Source organism: Nonomuraea sp. CX421 (assembly GCF_059358955.1).
Genome location: NZ_JCADBK010000007.1, coordinates 40,916 through 67,752, shown reverse-complemented (window position 1 = coordinate 67,752; position 26,837 = coordinate 40,916). Strand labels below are relative to the sequence as shown.

General features: G+C 71.2%; 26 protein-coding genes. 15 read left to right on the top strand and 11 right to left on the bottom strand.

Annotated elements, in window-relative coordinates; genetic code table 11:
- Positions 1 to 190: 190 nt before the first annotated feature.
- Positions 191 to 2,845, top strand: a complete 2,655-nt coding sequence (locus AC5L3X_RS15220; RefSeq protein WP_494857524.1) for a hypothetical protein — start codon at positions 191 to 193, stop codon at positions 2,843 to 2,845.
- 7 nt (positions 2,846 to 2,852) lie between these two features.
- Here the strand turns inward: AC5L3X_RS15220 and AC5L3X_RS15215 are convergent, their stop codons facing one another.
- Positions 2,853 to 3,251, bottom strand: coding sequence for an NUDIX hydrolase (locus AC5L3X_RS15215; protein WP_494857523.1), 399 nt, complete (start codon positions 3,249 to 3,251; stop codon positions 2,853 to 2,855).
- Positions 3,252 to 3,325: 74 nt separating this feature from the next.
- Here AC5L3X_RS15215 and AC5L3X_RS15210 point away from each other — a divergent pair, with 74 nt between their 5' ends.
- The 3 genes from AC5L3X_RS15210 (at position 3,326) to AC5L3X_RS15200 (ending at position 5,637) form a co-directional block, all read left to right on the top strand.
- A complete protein-coding gene (locus tag AC5L3X_RS15210) occupies positions 3,326 to 3,952 on the top strand; it encodes a DUF6758 family protein (protein ID WP_494857522.1) in 627 nt (208 codons plus the stop codon).
- A 62-nt stretch (positions 3,953 to 4,014) separates the two neighbouring features.
- Positions 4,015 to 4,725 carry an MBL fold metallo-hydrolase gene (locus AC5L3X_RS15205; protein ID WP_494857521.1) on the top strand — a complete coding sequence of 237 codons (711 nt, stop codon included), beginning with the start codon at positions 4,015 to 4,017 and terminating at the stop codon, positions 4,723 to 4,725.
- Complete coding sequence (locus AC5L3X_RS15200; RefSeq protein WP_494857520.1) at positions 4,726 to 5,637, top strand: RecB family exonuclease; 912 nt, start codon at positions 4,726 to 4,728, stop codon at positions 5,635 to 5,637.
- Positions 5,638 to 5,752: 115 nt separating this feature from the next.
- On the opposite strand, the gene AC5L3X_RS15195 is transcribed toward AC5L3X_RS15200, so the two are convergent.
- From AC5L3X_RS15195 to AC5L3X_RS15185, 3 genes are all read right to left on the bottom strand, one after another.
- Entirely contained in the window at positions 5,753 to 6,664 is a 912-nt protein-coding gene (locus AC5L3X_RS15195) for an oxygenase MpaB family protein (protein WP_494857519.1), read from the bottom strand.
- 13 nt (positions 6,665 to 6,677) lie between these two features.
- A complete protein-coding gene (locus AC5L3X_RS15190; protein ID WP_189124242.1) occupies positions 6,678 to 7,568 on the bottom strand; it encodes an alpha/beta fold hydrolase in 891 nt (296 codons plus the stop codon).
- A gap of 204 nt (positions 7,569 to 7,772) precedes the next feature.
- Positions 7,773 to 9,626, bottom strand: coding sequence for a DEAD/DEAH box helicase (locus AC5L3X_RS15185; protein ID WP_494857518.1), 1,854 nt, complete (start codon positions 9,624 to 9,626; stop codon positions 7,773 to 7,775).
- Positions 9,627 to 9,974: 348 nt separating this feature from the next.
- Here AC5L3X_RS15185 and AC5L3X_RS15180 point away from each other — a divergent pair, with 348 nt between their 5' ends.
- On the top strand, positions 9,975 to 10,619 hold the full coding sequence (locus tag AC5L3X_RS15180) for a ferritin-like fold-containing protein (protein WP_494857517.1): 645 nt from the start codon (positions 9,975 to 9,977) through the stop codon (positions 10,617 to 10,619).
- A 413-nt stretch (positions 10,620 to 11,032) separates the two neighbouring features.
- On the opposite strand, the gene AC5L3X_RS15175 is transcribed toward AC5L3X_RS15180, so the two are convergent.
- The 5 genes from AC5L3X_RS15175 to ligD (AC5L3X_RS15155) form a co-directional block, all read right to left on the bottom strand.
- Positions 11,033 to 11,263 carry a DUF3107 domain-containing protein gene (locus AC5L3X_RS15175; protein ID WP_494857516.1) on the bottom strand — a complete coding sequence of 77 codons (231 nt, stop codon included), beginning with the start codon at positions 11,261 to 11,263 and terminating at the stop codon, positions 11,033 to 11,035.
- A gap of 121 nt (positions 11,264 to 11,384) precedes the next feature.
- On the bottom strand, positions 11,385 to 12,005 hold the full coding sequence (locus tag AC5L3X_RS15170) for a TetR/AcrR family transcriptional regulator (protein WP_189128764.1): 621 nt from the start codon (positions 12,003 to 12,005) through the stop codon (positions 11,385 to 11,387).
- 54 nt (positions 12,006 to 12,059) lie between these two features.
- Positions 12,060 to 12,266, bottom strand: a complete 207-nt coding sequence (locus AC5L3X_RS15165) for a hypothetical protein (protein ID WP_225264316.1) — start codon at positions 12,264 to 12,266, stop codon at positions 12,060 to 12,062.
- A 35-nt stretch (positions 12,267 to 12,301) separates the two neighbouring features.
- A complete protein-coding gene (gene ligD, locus AC5L3X_RS15160) occupies positions 12,302 to 13,180 on the bottom strand; it encodes a non-homologous end-joining DNA ligase (RefSeq protein ID WP_189128763.1) in 879 nt (292 codons plus the stop codon).
- A 19-nt stretch (positions 13,181 to 13,199) separates the two neighbouring features.
- On the bottom strand, positions 13,200 to 14,102 hold the full coding sequence (ligD, locus tag AC5L3X_RS15155) for a non-homologous end-joining DNA ligase (RefSeq protein WP_494857515.1): 903 nt from the start codon (positions 14,100 to 14,102) through the stop codon (positions 13,200 to 13,202).
- 62 nt (positions 14,103 to 14,164) lie between these two features.
- Between ligD (AC5L3X_RS15155) and ku the strand changes: the two genes are divergently transcribed.
- Positions 14,165 to 15,049 carry a non-homologous end joining protein Ku gene (gene ku / locus AC5L3X_RS15150; protein ID WP_189128761.1) on the top strand — a complete coding sequence of 295 codons (885 nt, stop codon included), beginning with the start codon at positions 14,165 to 14,167 and terminating at the stop codon, positions 15,047 to 15,049.
- 422 nt (positions 15,050 to 15,471) lie between these two features.
- On the opposite strand, the gene AC5L3X_RS15145 is transcribed toward ku, so the two are convergent.
- The gene (locus AC5L3X_RS15145; RefSeq protein WP_494857514.1) at positions 15,472 to 15,888 is read right to left on the bottom strand and encodes a hypothetical protein; all 417 of its coding nucleotides are present in this window, start codon (positions 15,886 to 15,888) and stop codon (positions 15,472 to 15,474) included.
- A gap of 352 nt (positions 15,889 to 16,240) precedes the next feature.
- Between AC5L3X_RS15145 and AC5L3X_RS15140 the strand changes: the two genes are divergently transcribed.
- From AC5L3X_RS15140 to AC5L3X_RS15100, 9 genes are all read left to right on the top strand, one after another.
- Positions 16,241 to 17,140: an alpha/beta fold hydrolase gene (locus AC5L3X_RS15140; RefSeq protein ID WP_494857513.1), complete on the top strand. Its 900-nt coding sequence runs from the start codon at positions 16,241 to 16,243 to the stop codon at positions 17,138 to 17,140.
- A 44-nt stretch (positions 17,141 to 17,184) separates the two neighbouring features.
- Positions 17,185 to 18,366, top strand: coding sequence for an adenylyltransferase/sulfurtransferase MoeZ (gene moeZ / locus AC5L3X_RS15135; RefSeq protein WP_189128758.1), 1,182 nt, complete (start codon positions 17,185 to 17,187; stop codon positions 18,364 to 18,366).
- A 66-nt stretch (positions 18,367 to 18,432) separates the two neighbouring features.
- A complete protein-coding gene (locus AC5L3X_RS15130; protein ID WP_494857512.1) occupies positions 18,433 to 19,152 on the top strand; it encodes a hypothetical protein in 720 nt (239 codons plus the stop codon).
- On the top strand, positions 19,140 to 20,357 hold the full coding sequence (locus tag AC5L3X_RS15125; protein ID WP_494857511.1) for a S8 family serine peptidase: 1,218 nt from the start codon (positions 19,140 to 19,142) through the stop codon (positions 20,355 to 20,357). Before AC5L3X_RS15130 ends, AC5L3X_RS15125 begins: the two co-directional genes overlap by 13 nt.
- A 155-nt stretch (positions 20,358 to 20,512) precedes the next feature.
- Positions 20,513 to 21,313 (top strand): hypothetical protein, encoded by an 801-nt coding sequence (locus AC5L3X_RS15120; protein WP_494857510.1) that lies wholly within the window; start codon positions 20,513 to 20,515, stop codon positions 21,311 to 21,313.
- Entirely contained in the window at positions 21,289 to 22,470 is a 1,182-nt protein-coding gene (locus AC5L3X_RS15115; protein ID WP_494857509.1) for a S8 family serine peptidase, read from the top strand. The genes AC5L3X_RS15120 and AC5L3X_RS15115 overlap by 25 nt, the downstream gene beginning before the upstream one ends.
- Before the next feature lie 23 nt (positions 22,471 to 22,493).
- On the top strand, positions 22,494 to 22,853 hold the full coding sequence (locus AC5L3X_RS15110) for a hypothetical protein (protein WP_494857508.1): 360 nt from the start codon (positions 22,494 to 22,496) through the stop codon (positions 22,851 to 22,853).
- Positions 22,841 to 23,161, top strand: a complete 321-nt coding sequence (locus AC5L3X_RS15105; protein WP_494857507.1) for an MGMT family protein — start codon at positions 22,841 to 22,843, stop codon at positions 23,159 to 23,161. Before AC5L3X_RS15110 ends, AC5L3X_RS15105 begins: the two co-directional genes overlap by 13 nt.
- A 92-nt stretch (positions 23,162 to 23,253) precedes the next feature.
- A complete protein-coding gene (locus tag AC5L3X_RS15100) occupies positions 23,254 to 26,106 on the top strand; it encodes a CDP-glycerol glycerophosphotransferase family protein (RefSeq protein ID WP_494857506.1) in 2,853 nt (950 codons plus the stop codon).
- A gap of 9 nt (positions 26,107 to 26,115) precedes the next feature.
- Here the strand turns inward: AC5L3X_RS15100 and AC5L3X_RS15095 are convergent, their stop codons facing one another.
- Positions 26,116 to 26,742, bottom strand: coding sequence for a Uma2 family endonuclease (locus tag AC5L3X_RS15095; RefSeq protein WP_494857505.1), 627 nt, complete (start codon positions 26,740 to 26,742; stop codon positions 26,116 to 26,118).
- Positions 26,743 to 26,837 lie beyond the last annotated feature (95 nt).

Below are 26,837 nucleotides of genomic sequence, written 5' to 3'. Positions count from 1 at the left end.
CCGCCCCGACAAACTGGTCGCCTCCGGCCCACCCCGCCCCCCATCGGAGACATCGCGTACGGATCACCCCCCATCCGACCGTCCCGACGCCACCCACCCCGACGATGATCAGTCCGAGGCCCGTCAGCCGGACGCCGTCAGGCCGTACATCGATCGGCCGAGACCCGAGTCCATCAGCCTCCCTCCCGGCGTGGTGCCGCGATCCTGGTTCGAGCCGGGCGCCGAAAAGGCGGGACAGGAGCCCGATCCGGCACCCCGCCCCGACGTCGATGACCCCGTGCGCTCCGGGGCCGGGGAGCACGGCGAAGAGGCCGTACGTCCTGCCGCTGAGCCCGAGCACGTCGCCGGCGAGGACCAGCACGGCGAGGACCGGCACAGCGAGGACCGGCACAGCGAGGACCGGCACAGCGAGGACCGGCACAGCGAGGACCAGGACGGCGAGGATCAGGCTGTCCGGCGGGTGGGGCGGCCACCGGGGGGACGGCCCACGCGGCCTGACCTGCTGGTCGCCACGGGCCCGACCCGCTCCGGGGCCAGCGGCAGGCATCACCGAGGCCCGGCCCCGGCGGCGGTCCGACGGGCGAGCCCCGTGGGCCGGCGGCGGCGCGGCGCGGCGCCGTTCGCCATCCTGCTGGCCCTGGCGCTGGTCGTCGCGGGAGGCGTGCTGGTCTGGCGGTGGACCACTCCCGAGGAGGCCGGGCTGCGGCTGGAGGCGGGCACCGGCCAGTCCGGCGACGACCTGTTCACGGTCCCGTCGGCCGGCGACGGCTCCGTACAGATGCTCAACGACATGACCTCGGTGGGCCCCGCCGTGGTGGCCGTGGGCAGCGACACGACGAGCCCGACGCCGCGCCCGCTGTTCCTGTTCTCGCCGGACAACGGCAGGACGTGGCAGCTGGGCCAGGTCACGGGCGCGACCACGCCCACCGTCCAGCGGGTGGTGGGAGGCGAAGGGCTCTGGCTGGCCAGCGGCGGCGACGGCCAGGGCGGCGAGCGCGGGCTGTGGACGAGCGCCGACGGGTTCAGCTGGACGGCCGTGGAGCAGGCCGGGCTGTCGGCGTTCCGCGCCGGTGACCTGATCGCCGACATCGCCAGGACCCGGTCCGGGTTCGTGGCGGTGGGACGTACGACGCTGGAGGACGGCGGGACCGGCCCGGCGGCGTGGCAGTCGGCGGACGGGCGCTCCTGGCAGCGGGTCGAGACGCGCGGGCTGGACGTGCGGGAGCTGAAGGCGGTCGTGGCCAGGGGCGACACGGCGATCGCGGTGGCGCAGCCCGCCGATGGCGCCGGCTCGCGCGTCGTCCGGTCGGGCGACGGCGGCCGCACCTGGCAGGCGACCGGCTTCCAACTGCCCGAGGCGGCCCCGCGGCTCGGAACGCTGGCCGTGCTGGCCAAACAGTTCGTGCTGGTGCCGACCCGCCAGCGTACGGTCAGCGGCGAGGTGCGCGTCTACTGTTCGCCGACGGGCGCGCAGTGGTCGCTGTGCGGCTCGATCGGCGGGCTCGGCGGCGAGAGCCCCGGCATCGAGTCGGTGATCAGCCACCAGGGCGGCATCGCGGCGGTCAACCAGGTCAATCTCGGCCGATACGCGGTGCTGACCAGCACCGACGGCCGCGCCTGGAAAAAGAGCGCCGACCTCGGCGACCTGTCGGGGGCGACGCTGCGCGGCTTCACGATCACGGAGTCGGGCACCCTGTTCGCGGGCGGCGACCGGGCGGCGGCGGACGTGGACAACCAGCTCGTCCTGATGGCCGCCCCCGCGCGCGGCGGCGTCTCCCAGGTGGGGCTGGCGGGCGTCGACGGCCTGTCGAGGATGGCCAGGGAGACCAACGGGCTGGCGCACCACGACGGCAGGTACGTCGCGGTCGGCTCCGCCTCGGGCGACGCGGGCATCTGGACCAGTCTCAACTGGCAGAGCTGGACCTCGATGAGCCTCGGCGGTCCGCGTCAGCAGACCCTCGACGACGTCGCGTACGGCCGCCGCGGCTGGCTGGCGGCCGGCAGCACGCAGACGGGCATCGGCGTCACCGAGCCGCTCCTGGTCTCCTCCTCGGACGGCCGCACCTGGAAGCGGGTGGCCTCGTCCGGCGACCTCGCCCTGCCGAAGGATCATCCCCATCTCGGCGTCCGCGTGGTCGCCGCCGGCCCGGAGGGCTACGTGCTGGCCGGCGAGGACAGAGACTCCTCCGGCCCGGCGGCCGCCCTGTGGTTCACCCCTGACCTGCGGAAGTTCACCCGGTCGAGGAAGCTGCCGCAGGGCGGTTCCGGCGCCCGGATCCACGACCTGGCGGCCACGGGCTCGGGATACGTCGCGGTGGGCGGCGCCGGCTCGGGCGACCAGGAGAGCGGTGTCGTGTGGGTGTCGGAGGACGGCGTCAACTGGAAGGCCCGCAAGCGGGTCGCGCCGCCCGGCGCCACCGGCGCGGGCCTGCGCCAGGTGGCGGCGTACCAGGACCGGCTCGTCGCCATCGGGTCGGCGGTGGAGCGTGGGTCGCGGCGGGTGTTCTCCGCGGTCTCGGACGACGACGGCGTCACCTGGCGCACGGCCTGGCTCCCCGCGGACGGGGCGGCGGCCGTCTACGACCTCGCCTCCGCCGACCAGGGGCTCGTCGCGGTCGGCTGGCACGGCTCCCCGGACAACGGTGACAGCGCGGCCTGGATCTCGCAGGACGGCCTCACCTGGAACCGTTCGGACCTGACGAAGGACCGCCTGGCGGGCCCCGGCATGCAGTGGCTGGCGGCGGTCACGGTGGCGGGCTCGGAGGTCGTCGCCCTGGGCCGGAGCACGACCTACAGCGCCGACCACCTGATCCTGTGGACCTCCACCCTGACCTCCAGCCGCTGACGGCGGGTCACCGGAGAGGGAGCACGCCCCACTCCGTCAGGTCACCCACGAGACCATCGGTGATCGGGAGCCGGGCCAGGTCGTCGGACGTGCACCAGCGCGCGTCCGCGGCGTCGTCTCCGGCGGCGAGCGCGCCGCCCGTCACGGTGGCGTGGTAGTCGCGGATCTCGTACGTCACCCCGCCCGGCCCCGGACGTTCGACCGTGCCGGCGAGGGAGCCCACCGCGACCCGCAGGCCGGTCTCCTCCAGGATCTCGCGCTCCACGGCGGCCCGGTCGGTCTCCTGGGGCTCCACCCGGCCGCCGGGCACCGACCAGAGGCCCTCACCCGGTGGGCGGCCGCGTCGGACGAGGAGGAGCCTGCTGGAGCCGTCGACGACGATGGCGCCGACACAATTTACGCGCACATGGTCAAGATTACGACGAGACAACGAGATGTGGCCTTGACGGGTCCATATTCCAGGAAGCACCGTGGGTAGCTGTGAGAGCGGCTCCGACGTGTCCCCGTTGCTTTGGCCCGCTTCATGGGCCGAATGTCTGGTCGAGTGCATGGCGTTGTGACACGCATGGTGATGTCGTGCCCTACCGGCCGCCCTGGCCGCCGTCCGCGGCGGCCGTGGAGGCGCTGCGCAAGAGCGCGGTGGTGCCCGTCTGGCTGCCCTGGCCGTTGCCCACCGGCTGGCTGGTGACCGGATTCTCCGAGGCGGGCGACGAGCGCACCGGAGCGGTCGCCACCGTGGTCGCGCTGTGCGGGCCGTCGATCAGCGCCGGCCCCGCCGACCTGCTCATCATCGCCGAGGAGCCCGGCGTCGGGCTGGGAGCGGCGTTCGCGGGGGTGGACGGGCCCGATCCCGGTGAGGGGTTCGACTCGGGGCCGCCGAACGCCAAGATCGGAGTGCTGGGCCACCCCAGCCCGCTGTGGTGCGTCGAGGGCGCGCCCGACCGGGCCGTCTACGCGGGCGAGGCGCTGGGCAACTGGCTGTGGGCGATCGCCTGGCCCGCCGAGGCCGGCTGCCTCATCGCGCTCAGCGAGCTCGATCTGCTGGACCTGCGCGAGCTCGACCTCGACCTGCCTTTCGGGGCGTTCTCGCCGAAACTCGAGGACTAACCGGTACGACTCATCCGCAACGCGATTCGCACGGCCATGGAGACGAGCTAGAGTTCGGAGGCGTGACAGCGCGTATCGAACGAGTGGTGACCGAGGGCACCGTCGACATCGACGGCACCGAGTACAAGGTCGAGAACAACACCTGGATCCTGGGCGACGACGACGAGGTGATCGTCATCGACCCGGCGCGAGACGCCGACAAGATCCTGGAGCAGGTCGGTGAGCGAGAGGTGCTCGCCGTCATCTGCACACACGGCCTGCCCGACCATGTGGGCGCGGCCATCGAGGTGGCCAGCAGGGACGAGGCGGTGGTCGCCCTGCACCCCAAGGACAAGCCGCTCTGGCGGGAGACCTGGTCGGAGACCTGGCCCGACATCGACATGGAGGACGACGGCATCTTCGGCGTGGCCGACGTGCAGCTCGACGTCATGGAGACGCCTGGCATCACGCCCGGCGGCGTCTCGCTCTACTGCGAGGGGCTCAGCGCCGTGTTCACCGGCAAGTCGCTCCAGGCCGACGGCCCCGGCAAGATCGGCGGCGAGTATCCCGCGCTGCCCGACCAGCTCACCTCGATCGGTGGCCGCCTCTTCACGCTGCCCACCGACACCCGGGTGCTGGCCGCGCACGGCGAGGAGGTCACCGTCGGCGACCTGGAGCCCCACTTCGACGGCTGGGTCTCTGGCTCGCTCACCCGCACCGAGACCGAGGACGAGGGGCCGCTCACCGACGGCACCAGGGTCGCGGGCATCAGGATCACGCCGGGCGACGACTAGGTGTACGACCAGCTCCCGCTGGAAGGGATGCCGCGGCGGCTCTACTCCTGCACACCGTCGCGGTTAAACACCTGGCTCGACTGCCGCCGCCGCTACCGGTTCACCTACCTTGACCGGCCGCAGCCGTCGAAGGGGCCGGCCTGGGCCCACAACAGCGTGGGCGCGAGCGTGCACAACGCGCTGGCTGCCTGGTGGCGTGAGCCGTACGAACGCCGCACCCCGCTGACGGCGGCCATCCTGCTCACCAACGGGTGGATCACCGAGGGGTTCAAGGACTCCGAGCAGTCCTCCCGGTGGCTCGGCCGGGCCCGCGACCTCGTCTCCGGCTATGTCGCCACACTGGATCCCTCGGACGATCCCGTGGGTGTGGAGCGCACCGTCGCCACCCGCACCCAGGTCATCGCGGTCTCGGGGCGCATCGACCGGCTCGACCGGCGGGGTGACGAGCTGGTGGTGGTCGACTACAAGACCGGCCGGCGGCCGCTCACCCAGGACGACGCGCGCGCCTCGCTCGCGCTGGCCGTCTACGCGATCGCGGCGTCCCGGATGATGCGCACCCCGTGCCGCGCGGTCGAGCTGCACCACCTGCCGACGGGCGAGGTCGTCGAGTGGCGTCACACCGACGAGTCGCTCGGCCGCCACCTGCGGCGCGCCGAGGAGATCGCGACCGAGGCCGCCACCGCCGACGAGCACTACCGTGAGGCGATGGGCGCGCCCGCGCGTCCCGCCGGGCCCGTCGATCGGCGGGCGCAGGCGCAGCCGGCCGACGTGCCGCCCGAGGTCGACGCCCGGTTCGCCCCCAGCCCGGGGCCCATCTGCTCCTGGTGCGATTTCCGCCGCCACTGCCCCGAAGGGCTGGCCGCCGGGCCCGAGCGCCGCCCCTGGGAGGGCCTCGCCGACCTCTCGGAGTGACCGGGTCAGCGGGTCGGCGCGACCGGGGCTCGGAGTGACCGGGATAGCCGGCCGGCGCGACCGGCTTGGAGTGGCCCGGTCAGACGGTCGGCGCCGTCGTGCTCGGAGTGGCAGGTCAGGCGGCGAGTGCCGCCGGCCAGCGGCGCGGATCGGTCAGCCCCTTGAGCCCCTTGCTGACGTCGTAGCCGGCCGCGCCCAGGCGCTGCCGCGCGCCGTGCAGCATCTCCCTGGTGGAGGGCATGAACGCGCGGTCGTGCAGGTGCTCGGGCAGGGAGTTGAGGCCGAGCCTGAACGCCTTCAACCCGGCCGTCACGGTCGCCTGCGGCACCTCGGGCAGCACGCCGTACATCCGCCTGGCCCACTCCGGCAGGGTGTAGTAGCAGAGCGCGCCGAACGGGAAGTAGGCGGGTTTGCCCGGTGACAGCAGCCGCAGCTCCTGGGGCAGCCGCGGCCAGAGCAGGAACCGCACGGTCGAGGCGGCCTCCTCGGTGACGCGCAGGCTGGGCCGTACCTGCTTGACATAGGCGTCCAGCTCCGCGCACGAGCCGGGCACGTCGTCGAGGTGCAGGCCGACGTAGGTGGCGCTGGCGCGCTGCTCGCGCAGGTAGCGGTCGGCCTGGCGCTCGGTGAGACCGAGCCCGCCGCGCCTGGCCACCTCCAGGTAGGACGAGACCTCCGCGCAGTGCACCCACAGCAACAGCTCGGGGTCGTCCACGCGGTGGACCCGGCCCGTGTCGGGGTCGGTGACGCGCAGCCGCCGGTGGATGTCGCGGACCCGCCTGCCGATCTCGTCGGCCTCCTGGGGGCTGCCGAACGTCACCCTGCCCACGAAGTCGGCGGTGCGGCGCAGCCGGCCGAACGGATCGTCCTGGAAGTTGGAGTTCTGCCAGACCCCGCGCATGGCCAGCGGGTGCAGCGCCTGCAGCAGGAGGCCGCGGACGCCGCCCACCCACATGGAGCGGTCGAGGTGGACCTGCCAGGTGGCGCTCTGCGGCGGCTGGACGACTAGCTCTTCGATGCTCGCCATAGTAAGTAGATGATTACATTACATTGGACCGTTTGTCCAAAGAGCGGCTCTCGGCCTCGTTCCAGAACCTGACCAGGGCCGCGGCGGTCGTCTCGGGAGCCTCCACGGCCGGTGAGTGGGCCGCGCCGGGCACCACCGTGTAGTCGGAGCCCAGGGCCGCGGCCATCTCCGACTGCGTCTCGGCGGGCCAGCCGTCGTCGTGTTCGCCGTAGAGCACCAGCGTGGGCACCTCGATCTGGCGCAGCTCGTCGATCCGGTCGCGCATCGTCAGCACCTGCTCGGACATGCTCGCCAGGCCGACGGGTGAGTTGGCCAGCAGGCGCTTGCGCAGGAACGCGAGGATGTCGTCGGGCACGTCAGCGGTCATGGCTTCCGGCTCGAACCTGGCGTGCCAGACGTACTCGAGCCCCTTTTCCGGGATCTCCTCCATGAGGCGGCGGGCATGACGGGCCCGCCGGCCGACGATCGCGGCCGGGCCGGAGCTCATCAGCGTGAACGAGGCGAACTTGGTGCGGCCGTCGATCACCGCCTCGCGGGCCACGAGCCCACCGAAGGAGTGCCCGACCAGGTGGATCGGCTCGCCGTCGCCGAGCTCCTGGGCCAGCAGATCGATGTCGGCGCCGAGCGCGGCGCACGAGTAGGCGGCCGGATCGTCGGGGCCCGGAGTCTCGTACTGGCCGCGCAGGTCGATCGCGACGACCCGGCGGCCGGACTGGACCAGCGTCTGCAGAATCGCGAGAAAGTCTTCCTTGCTGCCGGTGAGCCCGGGCACCAGGAGGGCGGTCCAGCGCTCGACCACCCCGCTCATCGGAAGCGCGTCGAGGGCCGCGAACGTGCCCTGGGGCGTCTCTATCTTCCGTGGCTCGACGCCAGGAGGCAGGTTGAGGAAGCGCGGCGTACTCACGTGGGGCAACAATACCCAGAGGTCAACGCTTCGACACCGGCAAACTCCGTACGCTGGTGCGACTTCGGGGGAGTTGTGACGATTGCGCACCCTGGAGATCAGGCGGGCGTTCACCAGCTGACATGACGAGGCGCGCACCGCGTGGTCGCGGTGCGCGCCTCCTCAGTGACGTTCAACGCCTCTCGGCGCTGCCCGGTGAAGCTGTCAGCCGGAGCGACGGCGTCCAGGGCCGCCGCCGTTGCCGCCACGAGGCTGGCGGCGCTGCTGCTTGCGCTCGGTGGCGGCGGACGGGGCGATCTCGTCGTCGTCCGTCGCCAGATCGGGTGACTGGAAGATCACCGCGAACGGGCTGGGCGGGATGATCCGCTCCGGCTCCTTGCGGGCCGGAGGCGGCGGCGTGGACAGGAAACTGGGCTCGTGCCCCTTGTCCTGGCTCACGACCTGCTCCCGGTCCGCCCGGCGCTCCGCGACGGGCTCCCGCTCGGCGGCGGGCTGACGCTCCGCGACCGGCTCCCGCTCGGCGACCGGCTCCCGCTCGGCGACCGGCTGGCGCTCCGCGACGGCGGACTGGCGCTCGGCGACGGGCTGGGCGATCGTGGCCGGCTCGCGCCTGACGTCGGCGACCGGTGCGGTGGCCGCGACGGCGGAGCGGCGGGTGCGACGCCGTGGCTCGGCGGTCACCGCCTCCACCTCGCCGGTGGAGATGATCGCGGGCGTCTCGTCGGCGTAGCGCGAGTGGTTGTCCACGGGCTCGACCTCCGGCGTCTCGACGGGCGAGGTGCCCTCTTCGGTTAGCTTTCCGCCGCGGGTGCGACGGCGCTGGCGTGGCGTGCGGGAGGGGCGCTCCTCGCGTTCCTCACGACGACGGCCGCCGCCGCGCGTGCGTGTCCGGCCGGTCTCGCCGAGGTCCTCGATGCGCTCCGCCGACAGACCCGCCCGTGAACGGCTGGCGTGCGGCAGGACACCCTTGGTGCCCTCGGGGATGTCGAGCTCGGTGTAGACGTGCGGCGAGGTGGAGTAGGTCTCCTCAGGCTCGGCGAAGTCGAGCCCGAGCATCTGATTGATCATCTTCCACCGCGTCAGCTCCTCCCACTCGACGAACGTGACCGCGATGCCCGTACGGCCGGCTCGGCCGGTGCGGCCGATGCGGTGCACGTAGGCCTTGTCGTCGGCGGGGCAGTCGTAGTTGACCACGTGGGTGACGTCGTCGATGTCGATGCCGCGGGCCGCCACGTCGGTGGCCACCAGCACGTCGATCTTGCCGTTGCGGAACGCGCGCAGGGCCTGCTCACGCTGGCCCTGCCCGAGGTCGCCGTGGACGGCCGCGACCGCGAAGCCGCGGACGTCGAGCTGCTCGGAGACCATGTCGCAGGCCCGCTTGGTCTCGCAGAAGACCATGGTGAGCCCGCGGCCCTCGGCCTGGAGCAGCCTGGCGACGATCTCGATCTTGTCCATCCGGTGCGCACGCCAGACGATCTGGCGCACCTGCGGAGTGGTCTCGCCCTCACTGTCGCTGCCGTGCTCGGCTCGGACATGGGTGGGACGGTTGAGGTATTTGCGCGACAGCGCGACGATCTCGCCCGGCATGGTGGCCGAGAACAGCATGGTCTGTCGCTGCTCGGGGATGAGCTTGAAGATGCGCTCGATGTCCGGCAGGAAGCCCAGGTCGAGCATGCGGTCGGCCTCGTCGAGCACCAGCGAGGTGATCTGGCTCAGGTCGAGGTGCTTCTGCTTGACCAGGTCGAGCAGCCGGCCGGGGGTGCCGACGATCACGTCGACGCCGGCCTTGAGCGCCTCGACCTGCGGCTCGTACGCGCGACCGCCGTAGACGGTCAGCACGCGGGAGCCGAGCTTGCCCGCGGCGGTGACGAGGTCTCCGCTCACCTGGTGGGCCAGCTCGCGGGTCGGCACGACGACCAGCCCGCGTGGCTTCTTGCGGTTCTTGCGTGGCTTGCCGATGCTCTGGAGCATGGCGATGCCGAACGCGTAGGTCTTGCCCGTGCCGGTGCGGGCTTGGCCGATCAGGTCCTGACCGTCCAGGGCGAGTGGGAGTGCCATCTCCTGGATGGGGAACGGTGTGGTGATGCCCTCGGTCTCGAGGGCATCGGCGATTTCTGGTGTGACTCCGAGGTCTCGGAAAGTCGTCAGCGTGGCCTGCCTCAGTCTCAAATGAAGGCGGGCCTGCCGGGACCAACGGGCGGAAAACAAACCCCGTGCCTGGGTCCTCGCGGTAGAGCCAGCCCTCTCGCGTCATCAGCGACCGCAGCCCGGGGAGCGGGGGTTATCGGGGAAAATCCCCGAAATAACACAGTGCGGTCGCACTTTCACAGATCAGTGTACTCGATACCACAACGCTGGCCGAGCTAACGGATGTTCCCGAAGATTCCGGGAAGTACGCTGCCTTCCATGAAGGAGTCTCCTGGAGTCGTCGATCTGCTCGGTGTGCTGGCGTATGCCGAGCTCAGTGCCTATGCGCGCATGACGGAGGACGCGGCTTCGCTGGCCCCCTCGCTGGCCGACCGGACCGCGCTGAGCGAGCTGGCCGTGGCCGAATACAGACACTTCCGGCTGCTGCACGACCGGCTGGTCGAGCTCGGGGCCGATCCCGAGGCGGCGATGTCGCCGTTCGTCGAGGCCCTGGACGCCTGGCACGCCCAGACCGCTCCGGCCGACTGGCTGCAGGCGCTGGTCAAGGCGTACGTGGGCGAGGGCATCGCGTTCGACTTCTACCGGGAGGCGGCCAGGCTGCTCGACCCGTCGATCGCGAAGCTGGTCGACGAGGTGCTGGCCGACGAGGGGCGCTCGGAGTTCGCGGTCGAACGGGTGCGGGCCGGGCTGGCGGCCGACCCGGTGGCCGCCGGCCGGCTCGCCCTGTGGGCCAGGCGGCTCGTGGGAGAGGCGCTCAGCCAGGGGCAGCGGGTCGCCGCGGCCCGGCCCGAGCTGGCCCGGATGCTGGCCGAGGCCGAGAGCGACGACCAGGCGGAGATCTCGCGGATGTTCGCCAGGCTGACCGAGGAGCACAACAAGCGGATGGCCGCCCTCGGCCTCTGACCATCGTGCGGTCGCCCATCGAGCGGCGCGAGGGCGTGAACGGCGGTAGCGTGCCAGACATGAGGGCCTCGCGCCGCTATGACGGTTCGTTGACGAGATGTGGGCCGAATCACTGGACCACGCGTGTCGTGCTGAGGAGGGGGAGCGCGAGTTGCCCCACGAGTGAGCCACGGCGTCACGACCTCCACAGGCACCGGCGTCCGCCCGGATGCGCTCTCGGAAGATCCGGCGAGCGCGCCTGACCGGCCTCGGGGAGCGGCCGGCAAGCCGCTCCCCGCCGCTCGGATGACGCCGGGGCCCGCAGAAGCCTGGCAGGCCGCAGCCGACGGGCTGGAGGACCTTGGAGGGTGCCGCCGCTGACGGCGGGCTGGAAGGCTCTAGAGGGTGCCGCCGCAGCCGGCGGCTGGAGGGCCTTAGAGGGTGCCGCCGAAGCCGACGGGCCTGGACTCGTCCTCGCCGATCTCGACGAAGCCGAGGGAGGCGACGGGCACCAGCACTCGCCTGCCCTTGGTGTCGGTGAGGGCGAACACGCCACGATCGACGGCGAGCGAGTTGCGGATCTCCTCTTCGACCTGGTCGGCCGAGAGGTCGGTCTCGACGACGAGCTCGCGGTGCACGGATCGTACGCCGATCTTGACTTCCATCATGCTCCCTTTCGTGCCTGTGGACGCGGCGGCTACGGAGCTTCCGCTGGACGGCCGGACATACCCCATGGTCGTCGCTGGGGATGGGGAAAAGGTCGTTGATCGCCCCGAGCGAACGCTGTTATGCCGTACGCGGAAAACCGCTGATGCCGCGCCAGGCGAGCCGGGCCATGAGCTGCTCGGCCGCGTCCTTGGGGATGGAGCCGTGGGTGGTGACCCAGTAGCGGGCGCTCACCTCGGCCATGCCCACCAGGCCCACGCCCAGCAGGTGGGCCTCGTCACTGGCGCAGCCGGTGTCCTCCTGGATCACCGCGCTGACCATCTCGGCGCACTCGCTGAGGGACCGCTCCACCCGCTGGCGTACGGGGGCCACGTTGCGCAGGTCTGACTCGAAGACCAGGCGGAAGGCCTCACCCTGGGTGGAGACGAAGTCGAAGAACGCGCTGAACGTCGCCTGAACCCGCAGTTTGTTCTCGTTGGTGGAGGCGAGCGCCTCACGGCAGCGGTTGACCATGTCGTCGACGTGCAGGTCGAGCAGGGCCAGGTAGAGCTCCAGCTTGCCGGGGAAGTGCTGGTAGAGCACGGGCTTGCTGACCCCGGCCCGGTCGGCGATCTCGTCCATGGCGGCCGCGTGGTAGCCGTTCTCGACGAACACTTCCTGCGCGGCGCTGAGCAACTGCCGTCGGCGGGCGAGTCGGGGCAGCCGGGTGCCCCGGGGCTTGGCGTCCGGGGTAGCGGTCACGCGGGTCTCCAAGAGGTATGGCGGCGGGCCGGATGACATCCTACGTGCGCGACCTCAGCGATAGTCGTCATCGTCGAGCTCTACGACCCGCTCCTGGTCCGCCGCGTCGGCGGGGTCGGCCTCCAGCGGGAGAGACCAGTGCGGCTCGTCGCCCGCGTCGGCCTCACGACGCTGCTCGGCGACGTCGGCCTCCGGCGCCTCCACGGACAGCCCACTCTCGTCGAAGGGGCCGTCGTCCCCGCGTACGTCCATCTCCGACATGTGAAGTCCCCTTCCAAGGTGTGGACGGCACCAGCCTACGCCTGGCCGAAAAGATCACCGTGTTCTTCCACTCTGGCGAGTACGTCGGGCGCGGTGAAGATCAGGTCGTCGGGGTGCTCACAGCTCTCGACCTCCTTCCACAGCAGCGGGGTGGACACCGTGGGGTGGTGCCGGGCCCGCAGTGAGTAGGGGGCGACGGTGGTCTTGGCCGGGTTGTTCTGGCTCCAGTCGATGAGCACCTTGCCGGGACGGGCCTTCTTGGCCATCACGCTGACGACCTGTTCGGGGTGCTCCTTCTCCAGCAGCTGGGCGAGCCGCTTGGCGTACACCGACGCCTCCTCGCGGCCGTCCCACGCGGCGTACAGTTGCATGCCCTTGTTGCCGCTGGTCTTCGGCCGGGCGGTGAGCCCGTCGGCGCGCAGCACCTCGCGAAGCGTGACGGCGACGCGGCAGCACTCCACGACGGTGGCGGGAGCGCCCGGATCGAGGTCGAACACCAGCGTGTCGGGCGGCAGCGCCTCGCCGTCGGCGGAGACCCGCCACTGCGGCACGTGCAGCTCCAGGGCCGCCAGGTTGGCGTAGTAGACGAGGGTCGGCAGGTCGTCGACGACGGCGTAGTCGATGGTCTCGCGGTTCTTGGTGCTGCCCACCGCCGGGAGCCTGACTCTCCTGACCCAGTCCGGGGTGTGCTCGGGGGCGTTCTTCTCGAAGAAGGAGGGGCCGTCGACGCCGTCGGGGTAGCGCTTGACGGTCAGCGGCCGGCCGGCGAGGTACGGCAGCAGCACCGGCGCCACGCGGCTGTAGTAGTCGATGACCTCGGCCTTGGCGAAGCCGGCGGCCGGGTAGAGCACCTTGTCGAGGTTGCTCAGCACGAGCTCGCGCCCGTCGACTCTGACCGGGACCTTCTTCCTCATCTGCCGGGTTCCGGACACTTCACAGGACGACCTCCGCGGGGAGCTGGTCGGGGCGGAGCCCGCGCCATACGGGATGGCGCAGTCTCAGCTCGTCGGTCCACATCGTGTAGGCCACCTCCCCGACGAGATCGGGTCTAACCCAGCGGTTGCGCCAGGGCACGTCGTTGGCGAACGGGCTGCGGGGGATCTCCAGCGGGCTCAGCGCGGCGTACAGCTCGTCGAGTGTGGCGTCGGTGAAGCCGGTGCCCACGTGACCGACGTACGTCAGCCCGTCGCCGGTGAACACACCGACGACGAGCGACCCGATGCCGCCCGACCTGCGGCCCTTGCCGGGTTTCCAGCCGCCGATCACGACCTCTCTGGTGCTCAGGTTCTTGACCTTGACCCACCAGGGGGAGCGCGTGCCCGACCGGTAGGGGGAGTCGAGCCGTTTGGCGACCACGCCTTCCAGCCCCTGCGTGAGCGTCGCCGCGAGCAGGTCGGAATCTCCCGGAAAGTACGGCGGCGCGCCGATGTCCAGCTCGTCGAGGAGGCTGCGCCGGTCGCGGTAGGGCAGTTCGAACAGTGCGGTGCCCTCAAGGTAGAGCAGGTCGAACGGCAGGTAGGTGATCGGGTACAGCTCCAGCATGGCCGGTTCGGGGTCCGTCAGGTGCATCCGCCGTTGCAGGCGCTCGAAACTGGGCCTGCCTCGTCGGTCCAGGGCGACCAGCTCGCCGTCGAGGATGGCGTTCTTGACCCCGAACCCCGAAATTTCGGGGTAACGGCGCGTGTAGTCCACTCCGTGGCGGCCCGTCACCCGCAGCCCGTCGTCGAGATGGACGAGCGCCCGGATGCCGTCCCATTTGACCTCCAGGCCATACCTTTCCCGATCCGTGGGTAGTTGCCCAGGTACGGCCAGCATTGGTGCGATCGGGTATGGCATCGCTTGCCCCATGACGGGTATGTGCCCATTGGCGAGCTGCCCGCTACAGCTGAGGAGTGCACATGCGCAGCATCTGGAAGGGTGCGATCTCCTTCGGGCTGGTCACGATCCCGGTCAAGCTGTTCTCCGCGACCGAGCAGAAGGACGTCAGCTTCCATCAGGTGCACCGTGCGGACGGCGGCAGGATCCGCTACAAGCGCGTCTGCACCAAGGACGGCGAAGAGGTCCCCTACTCCGACATCGCGAAGGGCTACGAGCTGGCCACCGGCGAGATCGTGGTGCTCACCGACGAGGACTTCGAGGGCCTGCCGCTGAGCACCTCGCGCCGCATCGACGTGCTGCAGTTCGCGCCGGCCGATCAGATCGACCCGATCTACTTCGCCAAGTCCTACTACCTCGAACCCGACGCCCAGGGCGCGAAGCCGTACGTGCTGCTGCGGAACGCGCTGGAGAGCTCGGGGCAGGTCGCGGTCGTCAAGGTGGCGTTGCGCCAGCGCGAGTCGCTGGCCACACTGCGGGTGCGCGACGGGGTGTTCGTACTGGAGACCATGCTCTGGCCGGACGAGATCCGCCGGCCGGACTTCGAGTTCCTCGACGAGGACATCGAGGTGCGGCCGCAGGAGCTCAAGATGGCCGAGTCGCTCATCGCCACGATGGAGTCCGACTTCGACCCGGCCGCCTACCACGACTCCTACCGCGAGGCGCTGCAGGAGGTCATCGAGGCGAAGGTGGCGGGCAAGGAGGTCATGGCGCCCGCCGAGGCCGAGGAGGAGGGCGGTCCGGCCGTCGACCTCATGGCCGCGCTGCGGGCCAGCGTCGAGGCGGCCAAGCGAGAGCGTTCGGGCGAGCCCGCCAAGGCTGGAAAGGCGACCAAGGGAGCCAAGGGGGCGAAGGAGAAAGAGGCCGAGAAGGCCGCTCCCAAGCGCAAGGCTCGCAAATCGGCCTGAGACCCGCCCTGAGGTCGCGTACGGACCGTGCCCCAGCGGGGGCACGGTCCCGTCTGTCCCGGCGCGGGGACGGTCCCGTCTGCCCTGGCGCCCGGAGCACCTGGCCGGTGATTCCGGAAACGCAGAATGCGCCTCCGGCGATAATCCGCCGGAGGCGCATTCTTCTTTGACAACTGCTCCGTCGGTGAATTCCCTTGAACGGCCCCGTGATTTCTGAGGGCGCATTCTCGGGGACGGAGACCGGTGCGGCCCTTTTCCGAATGCCTGTGTCCGCGCAGTCCAATCGCGTTGCCTTAGCGAACGATTCTCCTGGAGAACACAGGCACTCGGCTTCGGGTCGGCACCTCAGGCGGGCCGGGATCCGGTCGCCTGCCCACACCTCTACTACCGGACGCTCCGACTGCGAGCGTCGCGAGCCTCAGCTACTGCTGGATGGGCGCCGCGGTGCCGTAGTAGTAGTACGGCGGGTAGTTGCGGTTGTCGTTGTCGTTGTCGTTGTCGTTGTCATTGTCGTTGTCGTTGTCGCCGCGGTTGAAGTTGCGCGCGCGGGCGTCAGCGTCGTTGTCGTTGTCGTTGTCGGTGTCAAGGTTGTTGTGGTTGAACACGTGCACCTTGACCTTGACCTTGTGACGCTTGTGTCCGCCGCGGTGGCCACCCCAGCCACCCCAGCAGTGCCGACGCCAGCAGCCCGTGGTGAAGCTGGCGGTGGGCGTGGCGGTGGAGGCGGTGGTGCCGGCGGCAGCGCTCGACGCGGTGGTCAGCGCGCCCAGGCTGATGACTCCGCCGGTCATGGCCGTGCCGACCGCAAGCCCCGCGATGAGACTCTTGAACTTGGGCATTGAATTCCCCCCTAAAGGATCGGTTGCCCCGTTCACGATATTCTCCGGACTGATCGGAAAATATCGTGGATGACAGTTAATGCGCCATCCGACCGTTTTCATTTCCGGCGGACGAGCAATACAAACGGCCCTAGGGGTGTTTTACGATAGACTAACGCTCTCATTGCTAATGTTAACCTTTTATGAAATGAAATGGCATGATTTGTCCGTTTTCAAGGCGGCGGTCGAGTGCGGTGAATCCACCGCTCTCCCGCTCGCCTTATCTACATAAGTCCCAATAAAGGTGGATTTGTCCGATATGAGATAGTGTGATAGTCCAAGGTGGCTGTCATCAGGGGAGCGAGGAGGACCGATGGCAACAGAGCCGATCCCGCACTGGCCAGGACGCACGGTGGGCTCGGTGCACGTCAGATCGACCCCCGAGGGCGCGCCGGAGCGGGCCGTGTTCGTGCACGGCCTGGCGGGGGCCGCCACCAACTGGACCGACCTGATGGACGAGCTCAAGGACGTCGTGACCGGTCACGCCATCGACCTGCCGGGTGCCGGCCGCTCACCCGCGGCCGCCGACGGCGACTACAGCGTCGCGGGCCACGCCCGGGCCGTGATCGAGCTGATGGAGCACACCGGCCCCGCCCACCTGTTCGGCAACTCACTGGGCGGCGCGGTCTCCGTCAAGGTCGCCGCCGACCGCCCCGACCTGGTCCGCTCGCTGACGCTCGTCTCGCCCGCGCTGCCCGACCTGCTGCCGAGGTACGGCCCGTTCCGCGTGGCCGCCGCCGCGACGCCGTGGCTGGGGGAGTGGGTCACCGGAAAGCTCCGCCTGGTCTCCGCCGAGCAACGCGTCAACGCCAGCTTCGCGATGGTCTGGGCCAACGCGCGGGCGGTGCACCCCGATCGCCTGCGCGAGGCGATCGAGGAGCTGCGCCGGCGTGACGACCTGCCCTACGCCGCCGCGGCCATGCTCGGGTCGGCCCGGGGCATCGTGGCCGAGTACTTCCGCCGCGGCGCCGACAGCCTGTGGAGCCACGCGGCCAGGGTCCAGGCGCCCACCCTGATCATTCACGGCAGGCATGACCGGCTGGTGCGGCCCGCCATGGCCGCCAAGGCCGGCCGTACGTTCCGGCAGGTCAGGCTGGTGCTGCTGCCGAGAGCCGGGCATGTGGCGATGATGGAGATGCCCGGTGTGGTGGCCTTCGAGGCGCGCCGTCTGATCGCTGAGACGCGATTGGGGAATGCCCCGCTGGCCAGCTAGGTTTCACACAGGGAGATAGGTCCCCCTGAAACGGGAGCGTAGAAGTGTCGTTGCCACCGCTGGTCGAGCCGGCCGCCGAGCTGACCGTTGACGAAGTGCGCCGCTACTCGCGGCACCTGATCATTCCCGACGTCGGGATGGCCGGGCAGAAGCGGCTGAAGAACGCCAAGGTGCTGTGCGTGGGCGCCGGCGGTCTCGGCTCGCCCGGCCTGCTCTACCTGGCGGCCGCGGGCGTCGGCACGCTCGGCGTCATCGACTTCGACGTCGTCGACGAGTCCAACCTGCAGCGCCAGGTCATCCACGGGCAGTCCGACGTGGGCCGGCCCAAGGCCGAGAGCGCCGCCGCGTCGGTCCGCGAGATCAACCCCCTGATCGACGTCGTGGTCCACAACACGGCGCTGACCACCGAGAACGTCATGGAGATCTTCTCCGGCTACGACCTCATCGTCGACGGCACCGACAACTTCGCCACGCGCTACATGGTGAACGACGCCGCGGTGCTGCTCGGCAAGCCGTACGTCTGGGGTTCGATCTACCGCTTCGACGGCCAGGCGAGCGTGTTCTGGGCCGAGCACGGCCCCTGCTACCGCTGCCTCTACCCCGAGCCCCCGCCTCCCGGCATGGTGCCGTCGTGCGCCGAGGGCGGCGTGCTCGGCGTGCTGTGCGCGTCGATCGGCTCCATCCAGGTCAACGAGGCCATCAAGCTGCTCACCGGCATCGGCGAGCCGCTGGTCGGGCGACTGATGATCTATGACGCCCTGGAGATGAAGTACCGCGACCTCAAGGTCCGCAAGGACCCCGAGTGCGTGCTGTGCGGCAAGAACCCGACGGTCACCGAGCTGCTCGACGACTACGAGGCGTTCTGCGGGGCCATCTCCGACGAGGCCGCCGAGGCCGCCAGCGGCTCCACGATCACCGCCCTGGAGCTCAAGGCCATGCAGGACGACGGCGAGGACATCTTCCTCGTCGACGTCCGCGAGCCCAACGAGTACGAGATCGTCTCGATCCCGGGCGCCACGCTGATCCCCAAGGGCGAGTTCCTCAACGGCTCCGCCCTGGAGAGGCTGCCGCAGAACAAGCGGATCGTGCTCCACTGCAAGTCCGGCGCGCGGTCGGCCGAGGCGCTGGCCGTCGTCAAGAACGCCGGGTTCGCCGACGCCGTCCACGTCGGCGGTGGCGTGCTGAGCTGGGTCAAGACCGTCGACCCGAGCCTGCCGTCCTACTGAGTCCGATACGGTCCGGCGCCCGGTTTCCAAGGATGTCACCGGGTCGCCCGCATTAAGGTCGGTGCCGTGGACACCGCTCGCCCCTGGCCGCCCCTGGTAGTGGCCTCCGTGCTGACCATGGTCTGCGCGGTGGCCGCCGGGGTCGCCACGAGCGCGGCCGTCACCGAGCTGACCAGGAGCCCGACCGGAGCCGAGCTGCACGCCGCCGCCGAGCGGGAGGTGGCCGGGCGATGGCGCACCTGGGCGTCCGGGCGCGTCTTCCCGGCCACGCTGCCCTACTCCGCCGAGCAGGGCGGGCGCGAGCGGGCCAGCAGGATCGGCATCTCGCCGCAGGCGGCCTGCGCCGGCGCGGTCGACTCCAGGGCCGCCGCGGCGCTGCGCCGGGCCGGCTGCAAGGGAGTGCTCCGCGCCACCTACATCGACGCCCTGCGGGGCGTGCTCGTCACCGTGGGCGTCGTCGCCCTGCCCGACGAGCTGAGCGCCGCCCGTGCCAAGTCCGCCTTCCCCGAGGGCGGCGAACCCGTGCCCGGCCTGCTCCCGCTGGCCTTCAAGGGCACGCTCTCCGAGCGTTTCACCCCTTCCGTACGCCAGGCCGGCACCGTACGACAGGCCGGCCCCTACCTCGTGCTGACCACGGCCGGGCAGGTCGACGGGCGGCCCGCGCGGGCCGCGGGGGAGCAGCGGCCGGCCATCTTCGCCTTCGCGAGCGAGATCTCCGAGCGGGTCCTGGCCGACCTGAGCACGCCGCGGATGCCCGACTGCGGGGCGGCGCAGTGGCAGTGCTGAGGCGCGCGGCCGCGCTGGCGGTGGCCGGTGCGGTGCTGCTGGGCGGCGGCCCGGCCCTCGCCGACGACGTGCGCGCGGGGCAGCAACCGGTGCTCGATACGCTGGCGCTGCCCGAGGCCTGGCGGACCAGCAAGGGTGAGGGGGTCCTGGTGGCCGTGCTCGACTCCGGCGTCGACCCGCACCACCGCGACCTGGACGGCTCGGTGACCGTCGGCGAGGACTTCACCGAGGGGGCCAATCCGCCTGGGGTGGCGCCGCGCCGCCTGCACGGCACGTACATGGCCTCGCTGATCGCCGGGCACGGCCACGGTCCCGGCGGCAGGCGCGGCGTGATCGGCGTCGCGCCCAGGGCCGGGCTGCTGTCGGTCCGCGTGATCCTGGAGGACGAGGAGCCGGGGTTCCGGGACTTCAACTCCGCCGAGCGCTTCGAGGACGTGGTGGCCAGGGGCATCCGCTACGCGGTCGACCAGGGCGCCCACGTGATCAACATGTCGATCTCCAAGGAGCTGGCGACCAGGGAGGAGCGGTCCGCGATCCGCTACGCGATCTCCAAGGGGGTGGTGCTGGTGGCCGCCGCGGGCAATGACGGGGCACGCCGCCCGGGCCACGCGGCGTCGGCCCCCTACTCCTATCCCGCGGCCTTCCCCGGGGTGGTGTCGGTGGGGGCGACGGACCGGCGGCTGCGGCGGGCGACGTTCTCCAACTGGAACTCGTCGGTGCTGGTGTCCGCTCCCGGGGTCGACATCATGGGGGCCGGGCCCGGTGACGAATACTGGGTCGGCAGGGGGACGTCGCAGGCTACGGCGCTGGTCTCCGGGGTTGCCGCCCTCATTAAGGCAAAATATCCGGAAATGTCGCCCGCGCTCGTCGCGCAGGCCATGACCGCCAGCGCCACCGACCGCCCACCCGGCGGCTACGACACGGGCACCGGGTTCGGCGTGGTCAACGCGGCCAGGGCGCTGACCGAGGCGGCCCGGCTGGCCGGGCACACCGAGCGCGCGCGGGGCAGGCAGGCGCAGGATCCGTCGGCTCCGGTCGGCGGCGGCTCCGCGGGCCCGATCAGGGTCGTGGTCAGGGACCAGACCCGGGTCACGGTCTACGGCACGATTGCCGTGGCCGCCGGCACCGGGGCGCTGGCATCCTTGATGTTGATATATGTCCTGGTCAGGCGCGTACGCCGCGCCCAGGGTCCTCAAGACGCATGATCTGCGTACCTAGGGGGACAAAATAGACACGAGCCGAGCCTGGGAACGAGGCGGTGGTGAAGGCACGTAGGACCACCTCAGGGCTGCCACGCGGCACCGGAGCCACACCGGGACGGAGAAATCCACTCGGTGCGCCCGCGGGCCGCGGTTCGCGTGTGCGCGCCTGGCCGGCGGCCTCCTCCCGCCGCGGCACGGCCGTCCGCGAACGCGCGGAGGCGGCGGCGCTCCAGCAGGGCGTCCGCTACCGCCGCTGGTTCGTGCTGCTGGTGGTGGCCGCGCTGGCCATGTCGGCGCTCGTCGTGCTGGTCGGCATCGCCGGTCTGGTCGCCGAGACCAGGTCGAGGCCGCTGACCGGGGCCGAGCAGAACCGCTACAAGCAGGAGGAGATCGCCCGGCGCTGGCAGACGTGGCCGGCGACGGGAGTCTTTCCCGAAGAGGTGAAGTACGTCGGGCTCGACCGGGCCCAGCAGTACGCCAGGCGCGTCGGCATCGCTCCCGAGACCGCGTGCCGCGACGCCGTGGACACCTCGGTGGGCGGCATCCTCGGTGACCACGGCTGCGTCACCATGCTCCGCGCCACCTACGTCGACCAGACGTCGACGTTCGTCTTCACGGTCGGGGTGGCCGTGCTCAAGGACGAGGACTCCAGGCTCTCGGCCACCGAGCAGCTCAGCCAGGACGACCGGGTCGGCGTGCTGCCCGTCGCCTTCCCCGGCACGGTGACCGAGCGGTTCGGCAACAGCCAGCGCCAGCGCACCGGCTGGGTCGGCGCCGGGCCGTACATCGTCTTCTCCACCGGAGGCTACGCCGACGGGCGCACCCGGGCCGCCGTCCCGCAGGAGGAGATCCTGCACAGCGAGCTCTGGCCGGCGGCCAAGTCGATCGGCAACCAGATCGCCTACTTCCTCGCGGATCCGCCCAAGGTTCCGCCGTGCACCCAGGGGAACGTGTGCTGACCGTCGTCGCGCGCGTGCTGACCGCCGTGACCTTCCTGCTGCCCGGTCCCGCGATCGACGAGCCCGTACGCGAGCGGCAGCAGTGGGTCCTCGACGCGCTCAACGTCGAGCAGGCGTGGACCGTCACCAAGGGCGCGGGCGTCACCGTGGCCGTGATCGACAGCGGCGTCGACGCCGAGGTCAGTGAGTTGCGCGGCCGGGTGACCCTCGGCCCCGACATGAGCTCGGCCTCCCTCGACCGCGAGGTGCGGCCCGGCAGGCACGGCACCGCCATGGCCGGGCTCGTGGCCGGCTCCGGCGCCGGCAAGGGGCTGGTCGGCGTCGCGCCCGAGTCGCGCATCCTGTCGTTGCCCGTGGCCGTGACCGAGGATCCACCGGTCGACAGCCTCGACCCCCCGAGGGAGGCGGAGGGCGCGCCGGAGAGCCCGCTGGCCCGGGCCCTCCGCTACGCCGCCAACCACGGCGCCCAGGTCGTCACCATGTCCATCGGGACGTACGGACCGGTCAGGTCCGAGCGGGAGGCGGTCTCCTACGCGCTGAGCAAGGGCGTCGTCCTGGTCGCCGCCGTGGGCAACGACGGGCAGACCGGCTACGCCAAGGAGAAGGGCACCTCCTACTGGAGCTTCCCCGCCGGATATCCCGGGGTCATCGGAGTGGCGGCCGTCGACAGACAGGGCCGGGGCGCCACGTTCAGCAGCGACAACCTGTCCGTGCTCGTCGCGGCGCCCGGAGTGGACGTCCCGGTCGTCAGGCGAGCCGGCGGCTACGAGCTGGCCAAGGGCACCAGCCCGGCGGGCGCGCTGGTGGCGGGCGTCGCCGCGCTGATCAAGTCGCGCCACCCGGCCATGCCGCCCGAGCAGGTCGCGCAGGCGCTGATCGATGGCGCCCGGGGTCGTCCGGCGGCCGGATACGACGACAAGACCGGGTTCGGCGTGGTCGACGCGGGCGCGGCGCTCAATGCCGCCGCGAAGCTCGCCGGCGTCAGATCCGAGGTGGCCGTCCCCGGAAACCTGCACTTCGGAGTGGGTAAGGAGTCACCCCCGCTGTCACAGCCGGGCCCCGATCCCTGGCGGCTCTGGCTGTACGGCGGAGGTGTGCTGCTCGCGCTGGCGATCTTCTCCGGGGCCATCATCGTCCTCAATCAGCGCAAAGGTTGAAAGATCCGCTATGGTCGCGCCTCATGGGATACGAGCTCCGCGTGGTTCGGGAGGCACCGATCGCCTTCCCTGACCTCGCGAAGGCGATCTCGCCGGCCGGATTCGAGCTGCGCGAGACGCACGAGATCGTCGCCAGGCATGGCGGCGGCACACACGCCGTGGGGCGCTGGCAGGGCCAGTTGGTCGGCGAGCCCGGCTCCGACTGGCAGGTGGCCCAGCTCGTCAGGCTGGCCACGCTGCTCAGCGCCAGGCTCGTCGGCGAGGACGGCGAGATCTACGCGCTGCGCGACGGCGTCCTCGAGGTGCTGGCCGACGGCACCGCGATGGAGATGGGCAAGTTCGACGAGATCATCGAGGCCGGCCCGGCCGAATGGCGCCCGTGAACCCCTACGCCGAGCGCGTGCTCGAGGTGGTGGAGTCCATCCCCTCGGGCATGGTGATGTCCTACGGCGACATCGCCGAGTATCTCGGCGAAGGCGGCCCCCGGCAGGTAGGCCGGGTCATGTCGACGTGGGGCGGCGGGGTCCCCTGGTGGCGGGTCGTCCACGCCGACGGCACGGGCGCCCCTGACCACGAGCGACGCTGCCTGGCCCACTGGACGGACGAAGGCACCCCGCTTCGCGGCGACCGGGTCGACATGCGGCGGGCCCGGTGGGGCGGGCCTTCAGCGGATTCTCAGGAAAGCGTTTAACCTGCAGGTTTGTCCGCTTAGCGGCTCCATGGCAGATGACTCCCCTTAGCATGGGCTGAACAGTGATGGCGGTCCGAAAGGCGGTCCCCCCAATGGCCACCGGCGTTACAGCCCAGAGCCAGGGCGGCGAGCAGGCCGCCGACCGCCTGAAGGCTGTCCAGGACCTCTGCGACCGCGGCGAGCCCCTTGACGCGGTCATGCGGGCCGTGGGCCCAGGCGGTCGCGACGCGGCGTTCGACGGCGAGGTGCTCAGCGGGCCGCTGGGCGCCCGGATGGACCTCGCGGTCAAGCGTGGCGTCCCGCGCAGGCGCGAGCTCCTCACGCTGGTCCGCCCCTACCTGGCGGCCGTCGACCCCGGCGTCAAGCGCGAGCTGCCCGTCGCCCGGCGGCTCATCTGCCATCTGATCGAGCACCGGCCCGACGCCGAGCTGGTCGAGGGCGACACGCTGACCAAGGTCGTGGCGGCCGCGGCCGAGCCGTCCAAGCGGATCCGCAAGGGCCTGCGCTGGTACGCCGAGCTGCCGTTCCGCGACGAGCTCCCGCCCGCTCTGTTCCGGCTGCGGCGTGCGGACCTGGTGCCCGTCACCCACATCGACGACATCCAGTGGATCGACGGCCGGCTGCGCGTCACCGGGTTCGCCTACCTCGCCGGCCTCTCGGTGCGCAGCCGCCGGTTCAACCGGGCGACCGTGGTGCTGCGGGGCCCCCGCTGGCTGCCGCCCGTACGCCTGCGTACCCGCCGCGTGCTCGCCCCCGAGGCCACCCACGGCGCCCGCGAGCCGGGCTGCAACTACGACTGGTCGGGCTTCTCCGCCGACCTCAACCCGTGGGCGCTGCGCTGGCGCGGCGCGGTGCGGGGCCTGGTCTCCGCTGTCCGGCGGCGCATGCGCCACCGGCCCGCGGTGCGCGACGCGACGACCTGGCGGGCCGAGATCGTGTTCTGGAGCCGTGGCGCCCGGGCGACCGGCCTGCTGCGCGGCTCGTCGATCGGCCGGCCCGAGCGGCCCGCCGGGCGCAAGCTGCGGCCGGGGTTGTGGGCCAGGCCGGTCTGGACCTCCGACCGCGCGCTGCAGGTCGTGCTCCAGCCCAACCGCGCCGAGCTGGCCGACGCCGCCGTCCGTGACGACCATCTCGACCTCAAGATCTTTCTGCCCGGCCGTACGGTCACCAAGGGCCACGCCCGTCTCGGCGGGCATCGCATGGCCGCCGAGTTCACCCCCGTGGCCAACGGCACGGAGGTCCTGGTCAGCCTCGCCGTTCCGGCGTTGCTGCAGGAGAAGGACGGACGGCGGCTCTGGGTCGAGCCCAAGGGCGACCCCGCCGCGTCCGTCATGCTCGCCGACTCGGGCGAGATCCGCGCGCCGTCCGGCGACCGCGAGATCACCGTGCTCGGCGACCGCCGCGACCGCGTGATCGTGTCCGCCCACCGCATCCGCCCGGTGATCACCTCGGCGGTCTGGGAGGGCGGGGCACTGGTCCTGCGTGGCCGCTACCCCGACGCCGCCGGGCCGCGCGTCGTCACCCTGCGGCACCGCTCGGGGCTGTGCTACTGGATCCCCATGGACCGCTCGGGCGACGAGTTCTCCGTGCGGCTCACGCCCTCGGCCATGGACCGCTTCGGCGAGGCGGTGCCGTTGTCGTCCGGCACCTGGAACATGTCCATCCGCCACCCGTCGGGCGAGATCGTCCCGCTGCGCATGGACCACGCCGCGCTGCCCGGCCTCGACGAGAACCCGCGCACGCTCGACGGCCGCGTCTACCGCATGGTGTCGACCCGCTTCGACGTGCCGGTGGTCACGGTCGAAGAAGACCGTCCCGCGGGCGAGAAGGGCGTGGCCGGCACCCATGTGCTGCGCCGCGTCTTCTACCCCGCGCAGCGCGCGGAGCCGCTCAACGACGCCACCGTCTACGTGGTCAACGACGGGCGCCTCTACGCCGACAGCGTCCGGGCCGTCTACGAGGAGCGGCTGCGCCGGGGTGACGACCGCGAGCACATCTGGATCGTCAAGGACGGCGCGTTCGTCCCGCCGGGCGGCGCGACCGCGGTGCGCGCGGGCAGTCGCGAGCACCACGCCGCGTTGGCCAGGTCCCGCTACATCGTGACCAATTCCTTCCTGCCCGTGTGGTTCCGCTCCCGCGAGGACCAGGTCGTGGTGCAGACGTGGAACGGCACTCCCGTCAAGCACATCGGCAACGACCAGCCCCACATGACCCGCGACCCGCGCCCGCCGGTCTACCACCGGCAGGTGGCCGAGGTGCGCGGCTGGGACGTGCTGCTGTCGCAGTCGCCGTGGGCCACGCCGGTGCTGCGCCGGGCGTTCGGCTACCAGGGCGAGGTGCTGGAGAGCGGGCTGCCGCGCAACGACGTGCTCTCCTCACCCGACCGCGACCGGCTCGCGGCCTCGGTGCGCGAGCGGCTGGGGCTGGCCGAGGGCAAGCGGGTGATCCTCTACGCGCCGACCTGGCGCGACTACGACCGCAAGAACGCGATGGTCAAGCTCGACCTGGCGAAGGCGCGCGAGGCCCTGGGCGGCGACCACGAGCTGCTGGTGCGTGGGCACGCCATGCAGGCGGTGCCAGCGGTCCCCGACATCGCCCGCGACGTCACGACTTATCCGGATATGGCCGATCTTCTGCTCGTGACCGACGTGCTGGTCACGGACTACTCCTCGGTCATGTTCGACTTCGCCGCCACCGGCCGGCCCATCGTCCTCTACGGCTACGACCTGGCGAAGTACGCCTCGAAGCGAGGGCTCTACATCGACCTGCCGGAGACCGCTCCAGGGCCGTTGCTGTCGACCTCGGCCGAGGTGATCGAGGCGTTGCGGTCGATCGACGAGGTGGCGGCGGCCCACTCCGACCGCTACGACGCCTTCCGGGCCACCTTCGCCCCCCGCGACGACGGCAAGGCCACGGCCCGCGTCGTCGACCACATCTTCTCCTAGCCGCCCGCCTCAGACCTCCAACGCCGCCCAGTCGATGACGACGGGGATGGGGTTGCTGATCAGTGGGGTCTCGCCCGGCTCGTCCTTCATGAAGGTTCCGGTGTGCTTGTACGACCTCGTGGCGCTGTCCAGCCGGTAGCGCTCGATGATCGACACGCCGGTGCGGTCGAGCCGGACGATCCAGTAGTGCGGGATGCCGGCCTTGGCGTACTCGCCCAGTTTGTCGGTCGTGTCCTGAGTCTCTGACCCGGGAGAGACGATCTCCACGACGAGGAGAGCGTGCTCGGCCCGCAGGCGTTCGCCTCGCTCGCGATCGAGGCACCGGTAGAGCACGACGTCCGGCCGCCGGTTCAGCAGGGGCAGATCCCGGAGGCGCAGGTCCACGTCGTTGTTCACCGAGAGGCAGGGGTGGCCCTCGCGCATCGCGGCGTCGGCGTAGCGCTCCAGGAGGTTGGCCAGGCGCCTGCCGGCGGTCTGGTGATCAGGGGTGGGAGCCGCGCAGAAGACCACATAGCCGTCGACGATCTCTATGGCTCTGGCGATCTCCTCGGGTAGCGCCTCGTACTCCTCAGCCGTGACGCGGGACGGTTGGGGGCGGATGTTGAGGAGCCAACTGTCATCTGGCAGAGCTGTCATCGGGCATCTCCCCGGTCAGTGTCCACTCGCGCGCCAAGCCTATGGTCTCCGGCATCGCCTCAGGATGTGTACCGGTCGGGCGTATCCGCCGGTCC